This is a genomic window from Rhabdobacter roseus, from assembly GCF_014202275.1.
Classification (GTDB): Bacteria; Bacteroidota; Bacteroidia; order Cytophagales; family Spirosomataceae; genus Rhabdobacter; species Rhabdobacter roseus.
The window spans coordinates 94,113-114,104 of record NZ_JACHGF010000007.1; the positions used below are offsets into that span (position 1 = coordinate 94,113).

The following is a 19,992-nucleotide window of genomic DNA, read 5'->3' on the forward strand; positions in this document are numbered from 1 at the left end:
AATCACTTCCTAAATCTAACCGAATACCTATGAAAAAAATCGTTTTGCTTGTTCTGAGTCTGATGTCAGGTGCGGGCTGGGCTCAATCCAATAAAGGCTTGAAGGACTACTACCAGTCGTACTTTCCGGTGGGCGCGGCCGTAACACCCCGCACCGTTGAGGAGGGGCCGGAAGCCGAGCTGCTGCGGAAGCAGTTCAACAGCTTGACGGCCGAAAACGTCATGAAACCGCAACCCATTCACCCCACCGAAGGTACCTACAACTGGGAGCCCGCCGACAAGATCGTGGCCTTTGCCCAGGCCAACGGCATGAAGATGCGCGGCCATACGCTCTGCTGGCACAACCAAACGCCCGACTGGTTTTTTAAAGATAAAGACGGCAAAGAGGTGAGCAAGGAGGTACTTTTACAGCGCCTCAAGGAACACATCACCACCGTGGTGGGCCGCTACAAAGGGAAAATCTACGCCTGGGACGTGGTAAACGAAGCCGTACCCGACGCCCCGGGTAACATCTACCGCGAGTCCAACTGGTACAAGATCATCGGGGAAGAGTACATTGCCCGGGCTTTTGAGTACGCCCATGCCGCCGACCCCAACGCCCTGCTGTTTTACAACGATTATAACACCGAAAGTACCTCCAAGCGCGATCGGATCTACACGCTGCTCAAAGGGTTGCTGGACAAAGGGGTACCTGTGCACGGCGTGGGCTTGCAGGGCCACTGGTCGCTCACGGACCCTACGGCGGAGGCTTTGGAAGAATCCATCACGAAGTTTGCCTCGCTGGGACTACAGGTACATATTACGGAGCTGGATATGTCGGTATATCCCAAAGAACACGCCCGCCGCGAGCGCCGCGACACCGACGTAAGTACCTTCACGCCCGAGCAAGAGCAGCAGCAAATCGACCAGTACCAGCGGATCTTCGGGGTACTTCGCAAACACAAGGACAAAATTACCAGCGTGACGTTCTGGAACCTGTCTGACCGCAGCTCCTGGCTCGACAATTTCCCCGTGCGCGGCCGCAAAGACTACCCGCTGCTCTTCGACCAGAACTACCAGCCCAAAAAAGCCTACTGGAAGGTCGTTGAGTTCTGAGCCAAAGTACCCCTTCACCACTTAGCTATATTTTAAACACCTATGATGATCAATCAACCTCGCTTAAAGTACCCTACCTACTTGTTTGCCTCGCTGCTCTTGGGCTCATTGGGAGGCTGCGGCTCGCAGTCGGGCCAGGATAGCACTGCTTCTGACACCACCGCCGCGGACTCCAAGTACCTTTCGCAGCCGCTCGTGACGGAGCTTTACACCGCCGACCCCTCGGCGCACGTTTTCAATGGCAAGCTGTACATCTACCCCTCGCACGACATCGACGCGGGCATTCCGCAGGACGACAACGGCTCGCACTTCGGCATGCGCGACTACCACGTGTTTTCCATGGATAGCCCCACGGGTACCGTCACCGACCACGGCGTGGCGCTGGCCATCGAGGATATTCCGTGGGCGGGCCGCCAGCTGTGGGCTCCCGACGCCGCTTTTAAGAATGGTACCTACTACCTGTACTTTCCGGCCAAAGACAAGGAGGACGTCTTCCGGATCGGCGTAGCCACCAGCAACTCTCCCACCGGGCCGTTTGTGGCCGAGAAAGAGCCCATCAAGGGTACTTTCAGCATCGACCCGGCGGTTTTTGAAGATACCGACGGTACCCATTATTTGTACTTCGGGGGCATTTGGGGCGGACAGCTCCAGCGCTGGGCCCAAGGTACCTACGACTCCACCGGAGCGCTTCGTCAAGGTACCCAAGAGGCGTTTTTGCCCAAAGTAGCCCGTCTCAACGCTGACATGAAGAGCCTGGCCGAACCCGCTCGCGACGTGAAGATCGTGGACCAAAACGGCAAGCTTTTCACCGAAGGCGACAACGATAAGCGCTTTTTTGAGGCCGCCTGGCTCCACCGCTACAACGGCAAGTACTATTTCTCGTACTCCACCGGCGATACGCACAACATCGCTTACGCCATCGGCGACAGTCCTTATGGGCCCTTTACCTACCAGGGTGTCATTCTCAAACCCGTGGAAGGCTGGACCAACCACCACTCCATCGTGGAGTTTGAGGGAAAATGGTGCCTTTTTTACCACGACACGCAGCTCTCCGGCCAGACGCACCTCCGCAACATCAAAGTCACCGAGCTCACCCACCGTCCCGACGGCACCATCGAAACCCTCAGCGCCATGCGCTAGCTGCGGGTACGGGGCATGGGGCAAAGGGTACTTTGCCTCTTATTTTCTAATTCGCTTACACTTCCTTTCCGATCTATATCCTCACTTTGCCAAAAGCCGCTTCCCATGCCCGGGAAGTGGCTTTTTTCTTTTTGACTAAAAAACTACTTAGGTACCTTGCGTAGCATTCAGGGGTACTTTTTACAGAATCGGCAGGTACTTTGGAAAATTCGTAAAAATCATTTTGCGTAACCAAAGGGTTTCCTTTATATTTAGAAACCGAATGGTTACGAATTAGTACCCATTGAAGTACCTGACACATCATGAGAAGAGACGTATTCCAGGCCATTGCCGATCCCACGCGCCGGGCTATCATCGGGATGGTGGCGCACCGCTCGCTGAATCTGAACACCATTGCGGAGCATTTTGAAGTGAGTCGTCCGGCCATTTCCAAGCACATCAAAATCCTGACCGAGTGCGGGCTGGTGGTGGTGCGGCAGCGGGGGCGCGAAAGGTACTGCGAAGCCCGGCTCCAGCAGCTACGGGAAGTATCTGACTGGATCGAGCAGTACCGGGCCTTCTGGAACGCAAAGCTCGACGCTCTGGACGACTTCCTGGCGCTGGAGCAAACTACCCCTTCCCCCAAAAAGAAAAAGTAAGTTTTATCCTAAACCCAAATGACCTATGCAACACGAACCGCTGATCCTGGAACGCCGCTACCGGGCCCCGATCGAGAAAGTATGGCAGGCCCTGACCGACCACGAACAAATGAAACAATGGTACTTCGACCTGCCGGAATTCAAGCCCGAAGTAGGCTTTGCGTTTCGGTTTGAAGGAGGCAAAGACGGCAATAAGTACCTTCACTTGTGCGAAGTGACCGAGGTAGTGGTGGGCCAAAAACTCACCTACAGCTGGCGGTACGACGGCTACGCGGGCAACTCTTTCGTGACCTTTGAGCTTTTTGACGAAGGCGAGTACACGCGCTTGGTCCTGACCCACGCAGGCCTCGAAACTTTCCCGCTCAGCAACCCCGACCTGGCCCGAGGCAACTTCGAGGCAGGCTGGAACGAGATCATAGGTACTTCGCTGAAAGAATTTGTGGAGACAAGTACCTTGCGGCAATCCGTGGAAATCGCCGCCGTTGCGCCTAAGGTCTGGGAAGTACTGGTGGCTTCGGCCTACGTGAGCCAGTGGGCGCAGGCTTTTGGCGAGGGTACTTTCGTCGAGGCCAGCTGGAGCATGGGCTCGGAGGTACTTTGGAAAGACGCCGAGGGAAACATAGGCGCGAAGGGCGTCGTGACGCAGCGGGAGGAAGCGGTCCGGTTGAGGGTCGATTATTATGACGATGTGCAAAGTACCCCGCCCGCCCCGACGGGTACCTACAGCGAAACCTACGTACTCAGCGAGGCCCAGGGCCAAACGCGCCTTTCGGTGGAAGCCGGGCTGCTGTCGCTGAAAGTGATAAAAGAGCACACGCCCTACTGGGAGCAGGCTCTGGCTTCCATAAAATCGTTGGCCGAAGCGTAAAGTACCTTTCTGAAAGTACCCCCTACAAACCTGGCATCAGTAGGTACCTACCGCTGATGCCTTTTTTAGTTTCAAACTACCCCAGATTTTACGCCAGCTATTGACCATCGATTTTTTTACCATGATAAAAAAGTACGGACCCGGGTTGGTGGTGCTGCTCTTTTTGGCAGGTACCCTTTCGGCCTTTTACGCTTTTGATGCTCAGGAAGATCCTTTCGCCAGTCCGCGCGTGGTGAGCCAGGAGCCGGTACTGGTACCTCTACCACCCGACGAAGCCCTGAAAACGTTCCGGCTACCCAAAGGGTACCGGCTGGAGGTAGTGGCCAGTGAGCCCATGATTTCTGAGCCGCTGGCCCTGGCCTGGGACGGCAACGCCCGCCTGTACGTAGCCCAAATGGAAACCTACATGCAGGATGTCGCTGGCTCGGGTGAGCGCGAGGCCCGCAGCCGGATTATGCTGCTCGAAGATACCGACAACGACGGCAAGATGGACAAAAGCTCGGTTTTTATTGACCAGCTGGTACTTCCCCGCATGATCCTGTGCGTGGGCCGCGAGGTACTTGTCAACGAAACCGACACCTACGATATTTACGCCTACGAAGACACTAACGGCGACGGCAAAGCCGACAAAAAGCGGCCGGTGTACCAGTCGGAGCAAAAAGCCTACGGCAACGTGGAGCACCAGCGCAGCGGCCTGGACTGGAACCTCGACAACTGGATTTACCAGACCGTCGATCCGGTGCGGTTTCGCTACAAAAAGGGTAAGTTAGTGGCCGATACCCTCATCAGCGGCTCCAACGGCCAGTGGGGCCTCACCCATGACAACTACGGGCGGTTGTTTTTTTGCCGGGCCGCTCCCGAGAACGTCGGCTCGGGTTTCCAGATTAACCCTAAATACGGGCAGCTGGAGTTTGCCGACGCTTATAATGAGGCCGAGTTTGGGGCCGTCTGGCCCATCGTCAAAACGCCCGACGTAAACGGTGGTGCCGGTAAGCTGCGACCCGACAGTACCATGGCGCACGTCACGGCGGCCTGCGGGCAATCCATTTTTCGCGGCGACCGCCTGCCCCAAAGCCTGCACGGCGACTACCTCGTGGCCGAGCCCGTAGCACGGGTGATTCGCCGGGCTAACGTTACCACCCGAAACGGAAAAACGACCCTGGCCAACGTCTACCACCAGGACGAATTCATTGCCTCCACCGACCTGAACTTCCGGCCCGTCAATACCTACACCGGTCCTGACGGCTGCCTGTACATCGTGGATATGTACCGGGGCATTATCCAGCAAGCTACCTGGGCGCAACCCGGCTCCTACCTCTACGGCCAGATCATGAGTAAAGGCCTGGACAAGAACATCAAGAATGGTCGGATCTACCGCCTGGTGTACGAGGGCATCGAGCCCGGCCCCAAGCCCCGGCTGCTGGACGAACCCACGGCCGCATTGGTGAAGTACCTCGACCACCCCAACGGCTGGTGGCGCGATAACGCCCAAAAGGAGCTGATCGTACGGAATGAAAAAAAAGTGGTAGAAGTACTGCGCAAAAAGGCGCTGGGACAAGAACAAGGTACCTCGCCGCTGGGAAGGCTGCACGCACTCTGGACCCTGGAAGGCCTCGAAGCGGTAGACAAAGCCCTGTTGCTACCACTCCTGACCGACCGCGACGCCCAGCTCCGGAAAGCCGCGATCTGGATCAGTGAGCCCTATTTGCAAAAAAACGACGCTCAGGTACTTGCCAAACTACAAACCCTGGTAGCCGACGAAAGTGACGACGTATTGGTGCAGTTGCGGCTCTCGCTGAGCGTGGCTACCGCTGCTCAGGCCCAAAAAATGGTGGCAGCGCTCCGAGCCCGGAAACCCAGCCACGAGATGTTGACGGGTATTGAAGAAAGTCTTCGCAAGAAAGAAGAAGTGAAAAAATACGGGTATAAGCTCATGAGCCTGGCTGAGCCCGTTCGGAAGTCGGTGCTGGAAGGAGCCACGATCTTTGGTACCCTTTGCGCCACCTGCCACGGTCCCGAGGGGCAAGGTACCCCCACGCAGCTCGCCCCGCCGCTGATCGGAAAATTTAAGCTCATTGAAAACAAGGAGGAAGTGATCAAGATCATGCTCCACGGCCTGAAAGGACCCGTAGACGGGGAAAAGTACTCGGAGCACATGCCCCCGATGGGCTCCAACAGCGACGAGTGGATCGCGGCCGTGCTCAACTACGTACGCTACGACCTTTGTATGCGGAGCTTCCCCGAAATGAACGAAGGCTACCGCAATTGGGTGATCGTGAAGCCCGAACAGGTGCAGGCCGTTCGGGAGAAAACCACGGACCGCCGCGAGCCCTGGACTTGGGAGGAGCTTATGGCAGCCAAAAAAAATCAGAAAAAGTAGCGGATTAGGGGTACTTATGGTGCGATCACATATATAATCACCGAACTACCTCCACTCGCCCGTCTTTATACTCTGCCACCGTTCGGCCATCTTCCCGGATGTAGACCAGCGGTTGGTTGATCTTCATCCTTTCGGAGATATAAAACATACAATGTTTTTTCTAAAGCTTTTCACACAATCCATGAACAATCCCTCCTACCTGATCAAACCGGTTTTCAATAATAGTAAAAAACTGGTCATCACCGTGTTCATACTTTCTGAATGTGGCATACGCAATAAGATCCGCTAATTGGATTAAGCGTGAAGCGCGCGAATCAAGAAATAATGGAACTTCAGATAAATTGCGAAGTACACCCCAAGAATGACCGATAGTTCTAAAATTAGTAGCTAATCCTTGGATAGTTGTCTCATACGTTGATTTATCAAAAATGATAATCCCTCTTTGAGGGTCTTCTTGTTTATGTAATCGCGCTAAATAATGATCAAATCGGCTTGCTAATTGTTCAAACGCCATTTCAACTGAATCACGGGGAGAAACCTTTAATTTATTAATAATGCAGGCAAATATTCGGTTTGAATGATGTGAATCCGCTAAGACTCCTAGAGCGTCTTTAATAATTTCACATCTATTATCTTTTGGAAACCTTCTCCAAATTTTTTTTCCTCCAAAAATGGGATTGCCATGTAGTTCAACCGAAGCTGGGTCAGCCGGATTTATGCGTGATGCAATTCTGTCTAACTCGTTAGCTATCCAATATCCCTGCCTTTCAAATAGGGACACTCCTGCTAAAACAAAATGCTTTTGATGTGAATCCGCGGAACTACCAGATTCATCTGCGTAGAGTTAGTACATAAAAAAAGCAGCCAAGGAGAAACCATGTTCTCACGGCCCAAATAGGTCGGACCTCTCAACTGCATTACAAAGTTAATAATTTCAAACAAAAAAACAAAGTTGCATTATTTTGGATGAATCTTAGCAGGTACTTCCTAAAAGTACCCCTACGGCTTAGCGGCAGCGCTTAGCGCGTCGTTGAGCTCGCGGGCGTCTCGGAGCAGTTCCTGTACTTCGCGTTCGAGGGTAGGTAAGTCTTTGTTGCCTCTACGGTTCACTTTTAGGTACGTTCGAAAGAGCGCCTCCCGTACTTCCGCCAGGGCTACCAGGTCGGCTTCGGCGTCGAGGCGCGCGCGGCGGTTTCCGTTCATCATCCGGGCTTCTACCTGATCCATCCCGTCCTCTGCCTGGTCAATCGCCTGCGCTACAAGCTCGCCCAGCTCTTCCAGTCGAATTTGCTCTTGCATCCAGGCGCTGGGCTGGTTGGAAGTAGCTTGGTTTTCGCGGTAGTACCTCAGATTCTGATTGGCCCGGTACCCGTACCGATTGTCCCACTGACTGTCATCACGAGTGGGCTCCGTGGAGCGGGCGTTAGGGGTTGGATGAGCGCTGCTGTCCGTGGTTACGGGTCGGGACCAAACCTCCGAAGTACCCTGGGGATCGGGAGTTTGGGGATAGCGGTAGTTCTCGGCGGCGGCTGGGCGTCGGTCGGCCAACGAACGGTCGGTGCGGCGCAGGCTATCGGTAAAGTTTTGCGGGCCAGCACAGGACGAAAATAGAACGATCCCTAGCAGCACGGCTCCTCTCACAGTTATCTTTTTCATCGGTTTTGGCGTTCAAGATGTCTCTAAAAATTAGTTCTGATTCCTATACTTAGCTGCGGACTCGTAAAAAAGAACCCCGGCAGAAACTCCACGTAGGCACCTCCTTCCAAAAAGAACGAGGTACTTTTGTAGGGCGAAAAGTACTCCAGACCCACGGTACCCGAAGGCCCCAGCGAAATATTCTTGACGTGCAGGTTATCGAAGCGGTTGGGGTAGTAGCGCCGGGAGTTGACCTGAAGCCCCACGCCCGCGTAGGCCGACATCCGCTCCCGAAACAAGGGGGCGTACCATAGGTAAGAACCGTTGAGCATCAGGCCCATGGTGCGGTAGTTGCCGCTGCGGTAGTCACGGTAGTTGCCCAGCAACATGCCGTAGGTACCCACGGTAATGTCCAGGGCGTTGCGGTCGCCGTACTTTCGTAAATTCACTCCCGTAGGCTCCCCGAGCTTGAAGCCCGCGGCCCAGCTTTGGATTTGAGCCTGCGCCAGGCTTGATCCTACAAAAAGAAGCAAAGAAACTATGACGATACACTTTTTCATGCGTAAACTATTTTTTTCATGGTAGATTGAAGAAGCGCCGCTGGTGACGTGCGCCGAGCTTGGAACATTTCCTCCTATTATAACCAGCAGGAAGAGGAATGTTCCCTAAAGATAAGGGTTTTAATCACCGAGAAGAAGGCCAAATCACACCGATCGGCTAATGGCCCGGTGATAGAGAAAGAATGGTGGCCTCAGGCCGTTGCCTCAATTTGTGCGGCATTCGTTGCTTGAAGCATGTTTTATGGCTAATATTGAGCGCTCATTGATACATGCCTACCTTTAATAATAGCCTACGTGGAAGTTAAGACGAAGCGAGTAAAGCCTCCCAAACAGAGTAAAGTATTCAATCCCAAAGACTTATTTGCTTATTTTTTGGTAGCCGGTACCGGAGCCATCGTGCAGCTGGTCAGCAGTAGCTTGTTACAAGATTGGTTCGATCTGACTTTCCAGCAATCCATCTGGCCGTCGTACCTTCTTTCTTTGGCCGTTGGCTTTGTACTCACCAAGCTTTTTGCTTTTGATGCTCGGCGTACCAACCAGACTCGCCGCGAAATGGTGAAGTTTTTTATGGTTGCCCTTTTTTCGGGTTTCGTGACCGACATCGCCACCCGACTGGCCTATTTCATTTCCAACAGCTACTTTCAAACCTACCAATACCAGATTCCGTTTTCGGTTAAGCACGTCAACGTGAACGAAATGGTGTGCTATATTTTTGGGATGGGCTGCAGCTTTGTGAGCAACTACACGCTACACAAAACCTTTACCTTCAAAAGTACTGGCTTCTACGACCGGCTGAAGATGCTCATCAAGTAGTTTTGTATAAAAGTCCATAAGAAGAAGCGGAAGAATCGACGAGGATTCTTCCGCTTTTGCTTGAGGATAGGTACTTTGAACGATGGGCTTCTTGGCCGCGTAGCGGTCGAATGTTTACAGAGTAAGTTTATTGTAGATGACCCTGGCGTGCCTTTAGGTACGCAACGAGTGCTGGCAGTTGCGTACCTAAAGGCACGCGGGCGATTAGGATGAGCATCTTGGCTACAAACACCGCGTGCCGATGGCACGGATTCTGCGTATTATCAATCATCTAGTCTCCTAACTCGCGTTAAGTACTTTGAACTACACGCTTTCCAAAATCACCGCCGAAGCACCACCACCGCCGTTGCAGATCGCCGCCAGGCCGTAGCGGCCACCGCGCTGCTGAAGCACGTGGATGAGCGTGGTCATGATGCGCGCGCCGGATGCGCCCAGCGGATGCCCCAGCGCTACGGCCCCGCCGTGTACATTAACTTTTTCGAGGTCGATCTCCAGCATTTGTAGGTAGGCCAGCGCCACCACCGAGAAGGCCTCGTTCACCTCGAAGTAGTCGATGTCGGCCAGGCTGAGGTTGGCCTTCTGAAGTACCTTGCGGGTGGCCAGTACGGGCGTAGTGGTGAACCAGGCGGGCTCCTGCTCGGCGTCGGCGTAGGCCACTACCCGTGCCAGCGGTTTCAGGCCCAGCTCCTGTACCTGGGTACTTCCGACCAGGATCAGCGCGGCGGCACCGTCGTTGATGGTGGAGGCGTTGGCGGCCGTTACGGTACCTTCGGCACTAAACACCGGCCGCAGGGTAGGTATTTTCTCAAACTTTACTTTCCGAAACTCCTCGTCCTCGCTCACCAGCAGCGGCTCGCCCCGGCGCTGAGGTACCTGTAGCGGTACTATTTCCGACTTAAAGTACCCCTTTTCAGTAGCTTCGGCGCTCCGCCGGTACGACCGGATGGCGTACTCGTCCTGCTGCTCCCGGCTGATCTGGTACTTCTCGGCGGTGCGGTCGCCGCACACGCCCATCGCGATGTGGTCGTAGGCGTCGGTGAGGCCGTCGCGCAGGAGGCCGTCCACGATCTCGCCGTTGCCGTAGCCGTAGCCATAGCGCGCCTTAGGTAGGTAAAACGGAATCTGCGACATACTCTCCATGCCGCCCGCTACTACCACCCCGGCGTCGCCCAGCCGGATAGACTGCGCCGCCAGCACCGCCGCCTTCATGCCGGAGGCACATACCTTGTTCACGGTAGTACAGATGGTTTGCGGCGGCAGGCCCGCGTACAGCGCCGCTTGCCGGGCGGGTGCCTGCCCCACGTTGGCCGACACGACATTTCCCATGTATACCTCCTCAATCTGCTGTGGGTCAAGAGCGGCGTGGGCCAGGGCTCCTTTGATGGCCTCGGCTCCCAGCCGGGTGGCGCTCAGGTCGGCCAGGGTACCTCCAAAACTACCAATGGGTGTGCGCACGGCCGCTACGATAAAAACGTCTTCTTGCATGGTTTTATACGTTGATGATGCCCCGCCATGCATGTACTGGCGGGACCTTTATTAGTACTTGATATGACAGATAAGGTACCAGGTACCTTCTTATTGCTTAACACAATTTAGCATGTTTTTCTCTCCATGTACAACTATCTGGGATTTATGAGGGCTTTATTCTTGGAAAACTCATACTTCAAGGGTAGCTTTGCAGAACCTTTTCATGCCTGATAGGGTTATTTTTTGACCAGTATAATCTATAAAAATAGTATACTATATAGACTTTGGAAGCTTCTTCTCCTACTAATCCTAAAAACGCCCCGGCTGTTGCTTTAGCTACTAATCCTGCCTGGCGGGTACTTAGTGTTGCGTACATTCGTTCGGGTGATGCGGAGAAGGACCTGGAATTGGCCGCCCAGGCCCGTGGAGAAGGGTACCTGGTACTTACCCCGACGAATCTGGCGGCGTCGGATCTTCCGTTTCGGGATTTAGTTGCTTTCTCCGAGCCCGATTCTATTGCTGAACTACCAATGGTGGAACCAGAAGGTCCGGCTGCTGGAAACAGGCTGGTCCGGCTGAGGGCTAACCTAAGTACCCTGGCTTTCCGCGAGCGCAGCCGCACCGAAATCGCCGCCAATATTTTAGCTGCCATCGCCTTCATGATCGTAGGGCACCTCTTATTCAGCTACTTCACCTACGACCGGATCGCCCTGGGTATCAACAGCCTGCTGGTCGACGAGGATTTTATATACTACCTGCTGGGCGGCTTTATTGCCCAGATGATCGACGGGGCCCTGGGCATGGCCTACGGCGTCACGGCCACTACCTTCTTGCTCACGCTGGGGGTACCTCCCTCGGTGGCCAGCGCCAGCGTGCACAGCTCCGAAATCTTCACCAGCGGCGTATCGGGCTACATGCACCTTAAGTTTGGCAACGTCAACAGCAAGCTTTTCAAAACGCTCCTCGTTCCGGGAGTGATTGGCGCTATTCTGGGTGCCTACGTACTCACTTCCCTGGAACAGTACGTGTATATCATCAAGCCCATTGTGGCTACGTATACGCTCATTCTGGGGGTACTTATTATCAAAAAAGCCCTCAAAAAGCACGTGAAGAAGCGGCCGGTTAAAAATATAGGCTGGCTGGCCGTCGCGGGGGGCTCCCTGGATTCCATCGGCGGCGGGGGTTGGGGACCCATTGTTTCATCCACCCTCATAGCCCGGGGCCGCCATCCGCGCTACACCATTGGGTCGGTCAACCTCACCGAATTTTTTGTGTCGCTGGCCAGTTCTCTTACGTTTATTTCCCTTATTGGTTTCTCGCACTGGCAGGTCATTGTAGGGTTGATCCTGGGGGGTACGGCAGCGGCGCCCATTGCCGCCTCGCTCTCGCGTCGATTGCCCATAAAAACCATGATGATATTGGTCGGCATCGTCGTAATTGTGGTAAGTTTACGTATTATTTACATGGTACTTAGCTAAGGTTTGCCGAGGTACTTTCCGAAGGTACCTGGTCCAAGCCCAATCATATCCAAACTAGCTGTTCGCCGAACTATTTATTAATCCATGAAAAAGCAAACCAAAATCATCCGGACGCAATCCAAGAAAACCCACTACCGCGAGCACTCCACGCCGCTCTTCCTCACCAGCAGCTTCACCTTCGAAAGCGCCGAGCAGGGAAAAGCGCTTTTTGACGAAACGGAGCAGGGAAACCTATACAGCCGCTTCTCGAATCCGTCGGTGCAGGAGTTTGTGGACAAGGTGTGTATGCTCGAAGATAGCGAGGATGGCGTTGCGACGGCCACGGGCATGGCGGCGGTTTTTGCTAGTTTGGCGGCTTTGCTCCAGGCGGGCGACCACCTGCTGGCCAGCCGGGCGCTTTTTGGTTCAAGCCACCAGATCATTACGCAGATCCTGAGCAAGTGGGGCATTACCCATACCTACCTCGACGCCACCGCCAGCGAAGCCGAGTGGGAAGCCGCCGTGCTGCCTAACACCAAAATGGTGTACATCGAAACGCCCTCCAACCCTGGCCTGGAGCTCGTGGACCTGGCCATGATCGGAAGATTGTGCCAAAAGCATGAGCTTATTTTCAACGTCGATAATTGCTTCGCTACGCCCGCCCTACAAACCCCCGCCGACTTCGGGGCCGACCTGATTGTACACTCGGCTACTAAATTTATGGACGGCCAGGGACGGGTACTGGGCGGCGTGGTAGTAGGCAAAGAAAAGTACATCAAGCACCTGCGGTTCTTCTGTCGGCAAACGGGCCCGTCGATGTCGCCTTTCAACGCCTGGGTACTTTCCAAGAGCCTGGAAACGCTGGAGCTCCGCATGGAAAAGCATTCGTCCAACGCCCTCAGGCTGGCGCAGGCCCTGGAGCAGCACCCGGACGTGAAGCAGGTAAACTACCCCTTCCTGCCTTCGCATCCGCAGCACGCGCTGGCTCAGCAGCAAATGAGCGCGGGCGGGGCAGTCGTGACCATCGAGCTCGACGGGGGCTTTGAGCGAGTAGCCGCTTTCATGAAGGCGCTGCAGATTCCGTCGCTGTCGTCGAACCTGGGCGACACCCGTACCATCGTAACCAACCCCTTTACAACCACGCACTCCAAGCTTAAGCCCGACGAAAAAGTAGCGCTGGGAATTACCGAGGGACTGATCCGGATTTCGGTGGGACTGGAAGACGTAGACGACCTGATCGAGGACTTTGAAAATGCCGTGGCGGTATCGGCCAGCCTACCCGAAAAGGTATAAAAGTACCTAGCCGAGGTACCTCATAACGTAGAAAAATAGAAGCAACCATGCATACCCAACTCCCCTCTTTACAGGCCGCCCTGACGGGCAAAAGCGAAGTAGAAGCGCTCATGACCCTGGCGGAACTCTTTCCGGGCGAGGTCGTTTTTTCGACGAGCCTGGGCTACGAGGATCAGGTCATTACGGATATGATTCTTAAAAACCACCTACCCATCCGCATTTTTACGCTGGATACGGGGCGGCTGTTTAGCGAAACATACCTCACCCTGCAAAAAACCAACAACCGCTACGACACCAAAATACAGGTGTACTACCCGCAAACCGAAGCCGCCGAAAAACTAGTGAGCGAGAAAGGCCCGCTGAGCTTCTATGATTCGGTCGAAAACCGCAAGGAGTGCTGCTTCATCCGGAAGGTGGAGCCGCTGAACCGCGCGCTGCGGGGGGCGAAGATCTGGGTGACGGGCATCCGCGCCGAGCAGTCGGGCAATCGCCAGGATATGCCCCAGCTGGAATGGGATGAAGCGCACCAGCTCTTCAAGTTCCACCCGATCCTGCCCTGGACCTTGGAAGAAGTGATTCAGTACGTCAAGTCCAACCACATCCCCTATAATCCCCTGCACGACAAAGGCTTTGTGAGCATCGGTTGTGCGCCCTGTACCCGCGCCATCCGCGAGGGTGAAGACTTCCGGGCCGGACGCTGGTGGTGGGAGGACGAAAGCAAAAAAGAGTGCGGACTGCACGCCCATTAGTACCGTGAGCCGGAAGGATACTTTGCCAAGCCGTTCCGAAAAGTAAATTAGTACCAGAAATTCATACGAAGTACCCCTTGCTGTCCGCAGCTAGTTCCGCGTTGGCAAGTACCTATTAAAACCACTATGAGCCAATCATTAGATTACCTCGATCAACTTGAAGCCGAAGCCATCTACATCATGCGAGAGGTGGCCGGTCAGTTTGAGCGCCCTGCTTTGCTGTTTTCGGGCGGCAAGGATTCCATTACGCTCGTGCGGCTGGCCCAGAAAGCCTTCGCTCCGGGCAAGATTCCCTTTCCGCTGGTGCACGTCGATACAGGCCATAATTTTCCGGAAGCCATCAAGTACCGCGACGAAATGGCCCAGCAGCTGGGCGCCAAACTGGTGGTACGCTACGTAGAAGATACCATCAAGGCCAAGGGGCTAAAAGAACCTACCGGCAAAAACGCCAGCCGCAACTGGCTGCAAACCTACACGCTGCTGGATACGATCGAGGAGTTTGAGTTTGACGCCTGCATCGGCGGCGCCCGGCGCGACGAAGAAAAGGCCCGCGCCAAGGAGCGTATCTTTTCGTTTCGCGACGAGTTTGGCCAGTGGGACCCCAAGCGGCAGCGCCCTGAGCTCTGGAATCTTTTCAACGGACGCATTCACAAAGGCGAAAACGTGCGCGTATTCCCCATCTCCAACTGGACTGAGCTGGACGTGTGGGCCTACATCCAGCGCGAAGGGATCGCCCTGCCGAGTATCTACTTTGCCCACGAGCGCGAGTGCATCCTGCGCGACGGGCACCTGTTGGCCAACACGGAGGTAATCCAGAAAGACGAGTACGACCAGATCGTGACGCGTCAGGTACGTTTCCGGACCGTGGGCGACATGACCTGTACCGCCGCCGTGGAGTCCAGTGCCGCTACCCTGGAAGAGGTCATTGCCGAGATCACCATTTCGCGCATCAGCGAACGGGGCGAAACCCGCATCGACGACCAACAAACCGAAGCCGCCATGGAAGACCGGAAAAAAGGAGGCTATTTTTAACCCAAACCAAAAGTACCTACGCTATTTCCCCAAAACCCTCTGAAAGGTACCTGGCCAACGCCATCAATCGAAACATTACGCATGGACTTACTCAGATTCATCACCGCAGGCTCCGTCGACGACGGCAAAAGTACCCTCATCGGGCGTCTGCTTTTTGATACCAAAAATATCCTGGCCGACCAGATGGAGGCCATCGAACGCGCCAGCAAAACCCGCAACGCGGGCGAGATCGACCTCGCGCTGCTCACTGACGGGCTGCGCTCGGAACGCGAACAAGGCATTACCATCGACGTGGCCTACAAGTACTTCCAAACGCCCAATCGGAAGTTTATCAGCATCGACGCGCCGGGGCACATTCAGTACACCCGCAACATGGTGACGGGCGCTTCCAACGCCGACCTGGCCATCATTTTGGTCGATGCCCGCCACGGCGTGGTGGAGCAAACCCGTCGTCACTCGCTCATTGCTTCGCTGCTGGGGATTCCGCACGTAGTGGTAGCTATCAACAAAATGGATTTGATCGACTACTCCGAAGATAAATTTCTGAGCATTGCCCAGGCCTATACCGACCTGGCTACCAAGTTGAATATCAAGAACCTGACGATCATTCCCGTGAGTGCCCTGAACGGCGATAACATCGTGGATCGGTCGACGGCCATGAGCTGGTACACCGGCGAAACCATGCTTTCGGTACTGGAAAACGTGGACGCCCGCGAAACAACCAACCTCACCGACGGGCGCTTTTCGGTACAGTACGTCATTCGTCCCCAAACCGACGAGCTGCACGACTACCGCGGCTATGCCGGACGCATCCAGAGCGGGGCTTTCCGCAAAGGAGAGACCGTAGCGGTACTTCCCTCCGAGCGCTACTCGAAGATTGCGCGCATCGAGCTGGGTGGCCAGGAAGTTGAAGAAGCCTACGCGCCGCAATCGGTCACGATCCTGCTCGAAGACAACATCGACATCAGCCGGGGCGACATGCTGGTACCTACCGAAAACCTGCCCACGCTAAGCCAGGATCTGGAAGCATTGGTGTGCTGGATGGACGATCGCAAAGAATTAAAAGTAGGTAGCAAGTACACGCTTCAACACGGTACTTCGCGCACGCGCTGCTCCATCCGCAGCATCGAGTACCGCGTGGATATTAATACCTACGAGCAATTGGAAGAAGTAGAAAGCCTGAAACTAAACGACATAGCGCGAATTGTGCTGCGTACGGCCCAGCCGATCGCCTACGACTCGTACCAGACCAACCGCACCAACGGCGGCGCGATCCTGATCGACGAAACTTCCAACGTGACCGTGGGTGCCTGCATGATTGAGTAGAACGGGGAACAAACCAAGAGTGGCTTCCGTTAAGAAAGGATGAATTAATATACTATTCCGATAGAGTACTAAGAAAATCTATTTATGAGCAATCTCACTTTTTCCGAAAACGTATCCCAGGTCGCCCAGCGCGATATTCTGGAGCTCCAGGCCAAAATCGGTGTTTTCTCCGCCGGGGAAGGTACCGAAGAGGCGTTTCGTAAGTACCGCCTGGCGCGTGGTGTGTACGGGCAGCGGCAGCCGGGCGTACAGATGATCCGGATCAAACTACCCTACGGACGCATCACGGCCGACCAACTGGTACGCATTGCGGATTGCTCGGATAAGTACGCTACCGGAAACCTGCACGCCACCACCCGCCAGGACATTCAGCTGCACTTCGTAAAACTCGCCGATTCGCCCCAGCTCTGGGCCGAGCTGGAAGACGCGGGCATCACCTTGCGCGAAGCCTGCGGCAATACCGTTCGGAACGTTACGGCCTCTTTCCGCGCCGGGGTCGATCCCGACGAGCCCTTTGACGTAACGCCTTACGCCCACAGCATTTTTGAGTACTTCCTGCGCAACCCAATCTGCCAGGAAATGGGACGCAAATTTAAAATCGCCGTTTCTTCCTCCGAAAAAGATACCGCCTTTGGCTTCATGCACGACGTGGGCCTGATCCCGAAATGGGGCCAAAACGCCAGCGGCGAAACCGTACGGGGCTTCAAGGTACTGATTGGTGGTGGGTTAGGGGCGCAACCTTTCCTGGCCCAAACCGCTCACGAATTCCTGGAACAACAGCAGGTTATTCCGTTCATCGAAGCGCTGATTCGGGTATTTGACCGCTACGGAGAGCGTACCCGCCGTCACAAAGCCCGCATGAAATTTCTGCTTAACGACCTGGGCCTGGAGGGACTTTTAGAAAAAGTAGAGGAAGAGCGCCTGGCGCTAAAAAATAAAGAATTCAACGTAGAGACCACGGCCTTTGACGTAGAAGTACCCGCGCGCGAATCGCTTTCTACCGAGGCGATCGTGGCCCTGGCGCAAAGTACCCTGTCCGAAGCCGAGGTACCTGCCTTTACCCAGTGGCTCACGACCAACGTTTTTGAACAAAAACAAAAAGGCTGGTACGGCGTGCAACTCCGGGTACTGCTGGGTGACTTCCACTCCAGCGTAGCCCGGCAGCTGGCCGACCTCGTGCGCCAGTACGCCGCCGACGACCTGCGCGTCACCGTCAATCAGGGGTACTTGCTGCGCTTTGTGAAGACCGAAGACCTGCCCGCGCTTTATCTGAAACTCAAAGAACTGGGGCTGGCCGATCCGGGCTTCGACAGCACCGCCGACATCACCACTTGCCCCGGTACCGACACCTGCAACCTGGCCATTACCAGCAGCTACGGCATCACGCGGGTACTGGAAAAAATGATGCAGGAGGAATTTCCGGATACGATTTACAACAACGACATCAAGATCAAGATCAGCGGCTGCATGAATGGTTGTGGCCAGCACAGCGCTTCCAACATCGGTTTTCACGGAAGCTCGATCAAGAACGGTAAGCTGGTACTTCCCGCCCTGCAGGTACTTTTGGGCGGTGGCTTTACCGGAGACGGAGCCGGGCAGATTGGCGATAAGGTCATAAAAATACCCGCCAAACGCGGACCGGAGTCGATCCGGCTGCTGCTGCGCGACTACGAGGCTAACGCCTACGAAGGCGAGTACTTCAACCAGTACTATGCCCGCCAAACCAAAAACTACTTTTACCAACTGCTGAAGCCGCTGGCGGATCTCAGCGCGCTGACCGACGACGACTACCGCGACTGGGACCATGACGAGCTGTACAAAACGGAAATCGGTGTGGGCGAGTGCGCCGGGGTACTTATTGACCTGGTAGGTACCACGCTGATCGAAGCCGAAGAAAAACTATTGCTGGCTACCGAAAACTTCCAGTCGGGCGTGTGGGCGGATGCCATCTACCACGCGTACAACGTATTCATTACCAGCGCCAAAGCACTGTTGATTGGCGAAAGCATCAATACCAACACGCAGCACGGCATTGTCAAAGATTTTGACGAGCACTTCGGCGCTAGCTTTTACCCCACCGGCACCGAGGAGCAAAACGGTTTCCGAACGCTGGTCTTTAGTATCAATAAAAACGAACCTACCGAAGCCTTCGCCAGCCAGTTCATTGCCTCGGCCCAGGATTTTCTGGCTCGGGTTAAAACGTTCCGCGAAACGCAACTGGCCGACAGCGGCGCGCCCCAACTCCAGGAGCTGGTGCACGGCCAGGATAGCTAGGTTTATTGAAAATGGTAAAAATGAAACTCACCCTGATTGGCGCCGGGCCCGGCGATCCCGAACTGATTACGCTCAAAGCCGTGCGCGCGCTCAATGGCGCACGGGTGGTACTATACGATGCCCTGGTGCACCCCAGCCTGCTGGAGCACTGCTCCGACGGCTGCGTGAAAGTACCCGTGGGCAAGCGGTTTGGCAAGCATAGCTGCAGCCAGGACGTGATCAACTACATGATCGTGGAGTATGCCTACCAGTACGGAGAAGTAGTGCGCCTGAAAGGGGGCGATCCGTACGTGTTTGGCCGGGGCTACGAGGAGGTAACGTTTGCCGCCCGCCACGGCATCGAGTCGGAGGTGATTCCCGGCATTTCCAGCAGCTACGCCGTGCCGGCCCTGGCGGGGATTCCGCTCACAACGCGGGGCGTGAGTGAGAGTTTTTGGGTGGTGACGGGTACTACTCAGGCGCACCAGCTCTCGCTGGACTTGCGGCTGGCCGCGCAGTCTTCGGCTACGGTGGTGGTGCTGATGGGGGTACACAAACTACCCGAAATTGTAGAAACCTACGCCAGCCTCGGCAAGCTGGACCAGCCCATTGCCATTATTCAAAATGGTACCTTGCCGGATCAAAAAATAGTAACGGGGCGGATCAGTAACATCCTGCCGCTGGCTCACGTGGCGGATATCGGCTCACCGGCCATCATCGTCATCGGGCCCGCCGCGGCCCTGCCCGACCAGGCGCTGTCGGTAGCGCAAAAAGCCAAGTCCGACCTGATGTCGTAGGGTACTTTTAGGCAGAGGGGTACTTTACAGCAAAGGTACTTTATGAAAAAAGTACCTAGCCAAAAGCACTTTCTCCGCCGGAAAAAGGCCGGGGATAGAGGCTGTAAAGTACCTAGGAAAACCAGCGAAGTACCGCCGTCCAGTCGAGCTGAAGGCCTTTTTCCTTAAATTCCAGAAAATAAATTACGCCCGCCAGAAACAGGTAGCTGATCAACAGGTACTTTTTCTTTTGCTCGTAAAGCGCCGGATGGTGAAAGTACTCAAATACCATCGAAGCCGAAAATCCCACCACCATCAAGACCACCGAAAGTACCCCCGCATCTTGCCGGTAGTGGCTAAAGCTCGCCAGCATGGGCGCACCCAATACCAGGTAGAGGAGCCACATACCAAAACCCAGGCGGTAAAGGTACATGCTGAGGCGACGGTCATTTTTTACGTCAAATAATCCCGCAAACATAGTTAAAAAGCCTTTATATAGAAGTGAATATAG

17 protein-coding genes and 1 pseudogene are annotated in these 19,992 nt (G+C 54.9%); 13 read left to right on the top strand and 5 right to left on the bottom strand.

Annotated features, from left to right (window positions below):
* Positions 1–29: 29 nt before the first annotated feature.
* From HNQ92_RS19570 to HNQ92_RS19590, 5 genes are all read left to right on the top strand, one after another.
* Positions 30–1,094, top strand: coding sequence for an endo-1,4-beta-xylanase (locus HNQ92_RS19570; protein ID WP_184176397.1), 1,065 nt, complete (start codon positions 30–32; stop codon positions 1,092–1,094).
* Positions 1,095–1,136: 42 nt separating this feature from the next.
* Positions 1,137–2,234 (top strand): glycoside hydrolase family 43 protein, encoded by a 1,098-nt coding sequence (locus tag HNQ92_RS19575; protein ID WP_246440477.1) that lies wholly within the window; start codon positions 1,137–1,139, stop codon positions 2,232–2,234.
* A 302-nt stretch (positions 2,235–2,536) separates the two neighbouring features.
* Complete coding sequence (locus tag HNQ92_RS19580) at positions 2,537–2,872, top strand: ArsR/SmtB family transcription factor (protein ID WP_184176399.1); 336 nt, start codon at positions 2,537–2,539, stop codon at positions 2,870–2,872.
* Between the two features lie 25 nt (positions 2,873–2,897).
* Positions 2,898–3,740, top strand: a complete 843-nt coding sequence (locus HNQ92_RS19585; protein WP_184176401.1) for an SRPBCC family protein — start codon at positions 2,898–2,900, stop codon at positions 3,738–3,740.
* Positions 3,741–3,861: 121 nt separating this feature from the next.
* Complete coding sequence (locus HNQ92_RS19590) at positions 3,862–6,120, top strand: DUF7133 domain-containing protein (protein ID WP_184176404.1); 2,259 nt, start codon at positions 3,862–3,864, stop codon at positions 6,118–6,120.
* 160 nt (positions 6,121–6,280) lie between these two features.
* Here HNQ92_RS19590 and HNQ92_RS19595 read toward each other — a convergent pair.
* The 3 genes and pseudogenes from HNQ92_RS19595 to HNQ92_RS19605 all read right to left on the bottom strand — a co-directional run.
* Positions 6,281–6,952, bottom strand: a pseudogene (locus HNQ92_RS19595) (DUF3800 domain-containing protein); the annotation flags it as partial.
* A gap of 167 nt (positions 6,953–7,119) precedes the next feature.
* Positions 7,120–7,776 carry a hypothetical protein gene (locus HNQ92_RS19600; RefSeq protein ID WP_184176406.1) on the bottom strand — a complete coding sequence of 219 codons (657 nt, stop codon included), beginning with the start codon at positions 7,774–7,776 and terminating at the stop codon, positions 7,120–7,122.
* 23 nt (positions 7,777–7,799) lie between these two features.
* Positions 7,800–8,315 carry a hypothetical protein gene (locus HNQ92_RS19605; protein ID WP_184176408.1) on the bottom strand — a complete coding sequence of 172 codons (516 nt, stop codon included), beginning with the start codon at positions 8,313–8,315 and terminating at the stop codon, positions 7,800–7,802.
* Positions 8,316–8,609: 294 nt separating this feature from the next.
* Here HNQ92_RS19605 and HNQ92_RS19610 point away from each other — a divergent pair, with 294 nt between their 5' ends.
* Positions 8,610–9,128 (top strand): GtrA family protein, encoded by a 519-nt coding sequence (locus tag HNQ92_RS19610; RefSeq protein WP_184176410.1) that lies wholly within the window; start codon positions 8,610–8,612, stop codon positions 9,126–9,128.
* Between the two features lie 303 nt (positions 9,129–9,431).
* Here the strand turns inward: HNQ92_RS19610 and HNQ92_RS19615 are convergent, their stop codons facing one another.
* Entirely contained in the window at positions 9,432–10,613 is a 1,182-nt protein-coding gene (locus tag HNQ92_RS19615; RefSeq protein ID WP_184176412.1) for an acetyl-CoA C-acyltransferase, read from the bottom strand.
* A 266-nt stretch (positions 10,614–10,879) separates the two neighbouring features.
* On the opposite strand from HNQ92_RS19615, the gene HNQ92_RS19620 reads away from it, so the two are divergent.
* The 7 genes from HNQ92_RS19620 to cobA all read left to right on the top strand — a co-directional run bounded on the left by HNQ92_RS19620 (position 10,880) and on the right by cobA (position 19,502).
* On the top strand, positions 10,880–12,073 hold the full coding sequence (locus HNQ92_RS19620; RefSeq protein WP_246440480.1) for a sulfite exporter TauE/SafE family protein: 1,194 nt from the start codon (positions 10,880–10,882) through the stop codon (positions 12,071–12,073).
* Positions 12,074–12,157: 84 nt separating this feature from the next.
* Entirely contained in the window at positions 12,158–13,345 is a 1,188-nt protein-coding gene (locus HNQ92_RS19625; RefSeq protein WP_184176414.1) for a trans-sulfuration enzyme family protein, read from the top strand.
* Between the two features lie 47 nt (positions 13,346–13,392).
* A complete protein-coding gene (locus tag HNQ92_RS19630) occupies positions 13,393–14,094 on the top strand; it encodes a phosphoadenylyl-sulfate reductase (protein WP_184176416.1) in 702 nt (233 codons plus the stop codon).
* 126 nt (positions 14,095–14,220) lie between these two features.
* Complete coding sequence (gene cysD / locus HNQ92_RS19635) at positions 14,221–15,126, top strand: sulfate adenylyltransferase subunit CysD (RefSeq protein ID WP_184176418.1); 906 nt, start codon at positions 14,221–14,223, stop codon at positions 15,124–15,126.
* An 81-nt stretch (positions 15,127–15,207) separates the two neighbouring features.
* Positions 15,208–16,452: a sulfate adenylyltransferase subunit 1 gene (locus HNQ92_RS19640; protein ID WP_184176420.1), complete on the top strand. Its 1,245-nt coding sequence runs from the start codon at positions 15,208–15,210 to the stop codon at positions 16,450–16,452.
* Positions 16,453–16,536: 84 nt separating this feature from the next.
* Positions 16,537–18,726: a HEPN domain-containing protein gene (locus HNQ92_RS19645; RefSeq protein ID WP_184176422.1), complete on the top strand. Its 2,190-nt coding sequence runs from the start codon at positions 16,537–16,539 to the stop codon at positions 18,724–18,726.
* Between the two features lie 20 nt (positions 18,727–18,746).
* Positions 18,747–19,502, top strand: a complete 756-nt coding sequence (gene cobA, locus HNQ92_RS19650) for a uroporphyrinogen-III C-methyltransferase (RefSeq protein ID WP_184176424.1) — start codon at positions 18,747–18,749, stop codon at positions 19,500–19,502.
* A 112-nt stretch (positions 19,503–19,614) separates the two neighbouring features.
* Here the strand turns inward: cobA and HNQ92_RS19655 are convergent, their stop codons facing one another.
* Positions 19,615–19,959, bottom strand: a complete 345-nt coding sequence (locus HNQ92_RS19655; RefSeq protein ID WP_184176426.1) for a hypothetical protein — start codon at positions 19,957–19,959, stop codon at positions 19,615–19,617.
* Positions 19,960–19,992: the final 33 nt, after the last annotated feature.

Bases quoted from the DNA above. Each gene is read 5' to 3' on its own strand.
- HNQ92_RS19570 (WP_184176397.1), top strand. From the start codon at position 30: ATGAAAAAAATCGTTTTGCTTGTTCTGAGTCTGATGTCAGGTGCGGGC.
- HNQ92_RS19575 (WP_246440477.1), top strand. From the start codon at position 1,137: ATGATGATCAATCAACCTCGCTTAAAGTACCCTACCTACTTGTTTGCC.
- HNQ92_RS19580 (WP_184176399.1), top strand. From the start codon at position 2,537: ATGAGAAGAGACGTATTCCAGGCCATTGCCGATCCCACGCGCCGGGCT.
- HNQ92_RS19585 (WP_184176401.1), top strand. From the start codon at position 2,898: ATGCAACACGAACCGCTGATCCTGGAACGCCGCTACCGGGCCCCGATC.
- HNQ92_RS19590 (WP_184176404.1), top strand. From the start codon at position 3,862: ATGATAAAAAAGTACGGACCCGGGTTGGTGGTGCTGCTCTTTTTGGCA.
- HNQ92_RS19600 (WP_184176406.1), bottom strand. From the start codon at position 7,776: ATGAAAAAGATAACTGTGAGAGGAGCCGTGCTGCTAGGGATCGTTCTA.
- HNQ92_RS19605 (WP_184176408.1), bottom strand. From the start codon at position 8,315: ATGAAAAAGTGTATCGTCATAGTTTCTTTGCTTCTTTTTGTAGGATCA.
- HNQ92_RS19615 (WP_184176412.1), bottom strand. From the start codon at position 10,613: ATGCAAGAAGACGTTTTTATCGTAGCGGCCGTGCGCACACCCATTGGT.
- HNQ92_RS19625 (WP_184176414.1), top strand. From the start codon at position 12,158: ATGAAAAAGCAAACCAAAATCATCCGGACGCAATCCAAGAAAACCCAC.
- HNQ92_RS19630 (WP_184176416.1), top strand. From the start codon at position 13,393: ATGCATACCCAACTCCCCTCTTTACAGGCCGCCCTGACGGGCAAAAGC.
- cysD (WP_184176418.1), top strand. From the start codon at position 14,221: ATGAGCCAATCATTAGATTACCTCGATCAACTTGAAGCCGAAGCCATC.
- HNQ92_RS19640 (WP_184176420.1), top strand. From the start codon at position 15,208: ATGGACTTACTCAGATTCATCACCGCAGGCTCCGTCGACGACGGCAAA.
- HNQ92_RS19645 (WP_184176422.1), top strand. From the start codon at position 16,537: ATGAGCAATCTCACTTTTTCCGAAAACGTATCCCAGGTCGCCCAGCGC.
- cobA (WP_184176424.1), top strand. From the start codon at position 18,747: ATGAAACTCACCCTGATTGGCGCCGGGCCCGGCGATCCCGAACTGATT.
- HNQ92_RS19655 (WP_184176426.1), bottom strand. From the start codon at position 19,959: ATGTTTGCGGGATTATTTGACGTAAAAAATGACCGTCGCCTCAGCATG.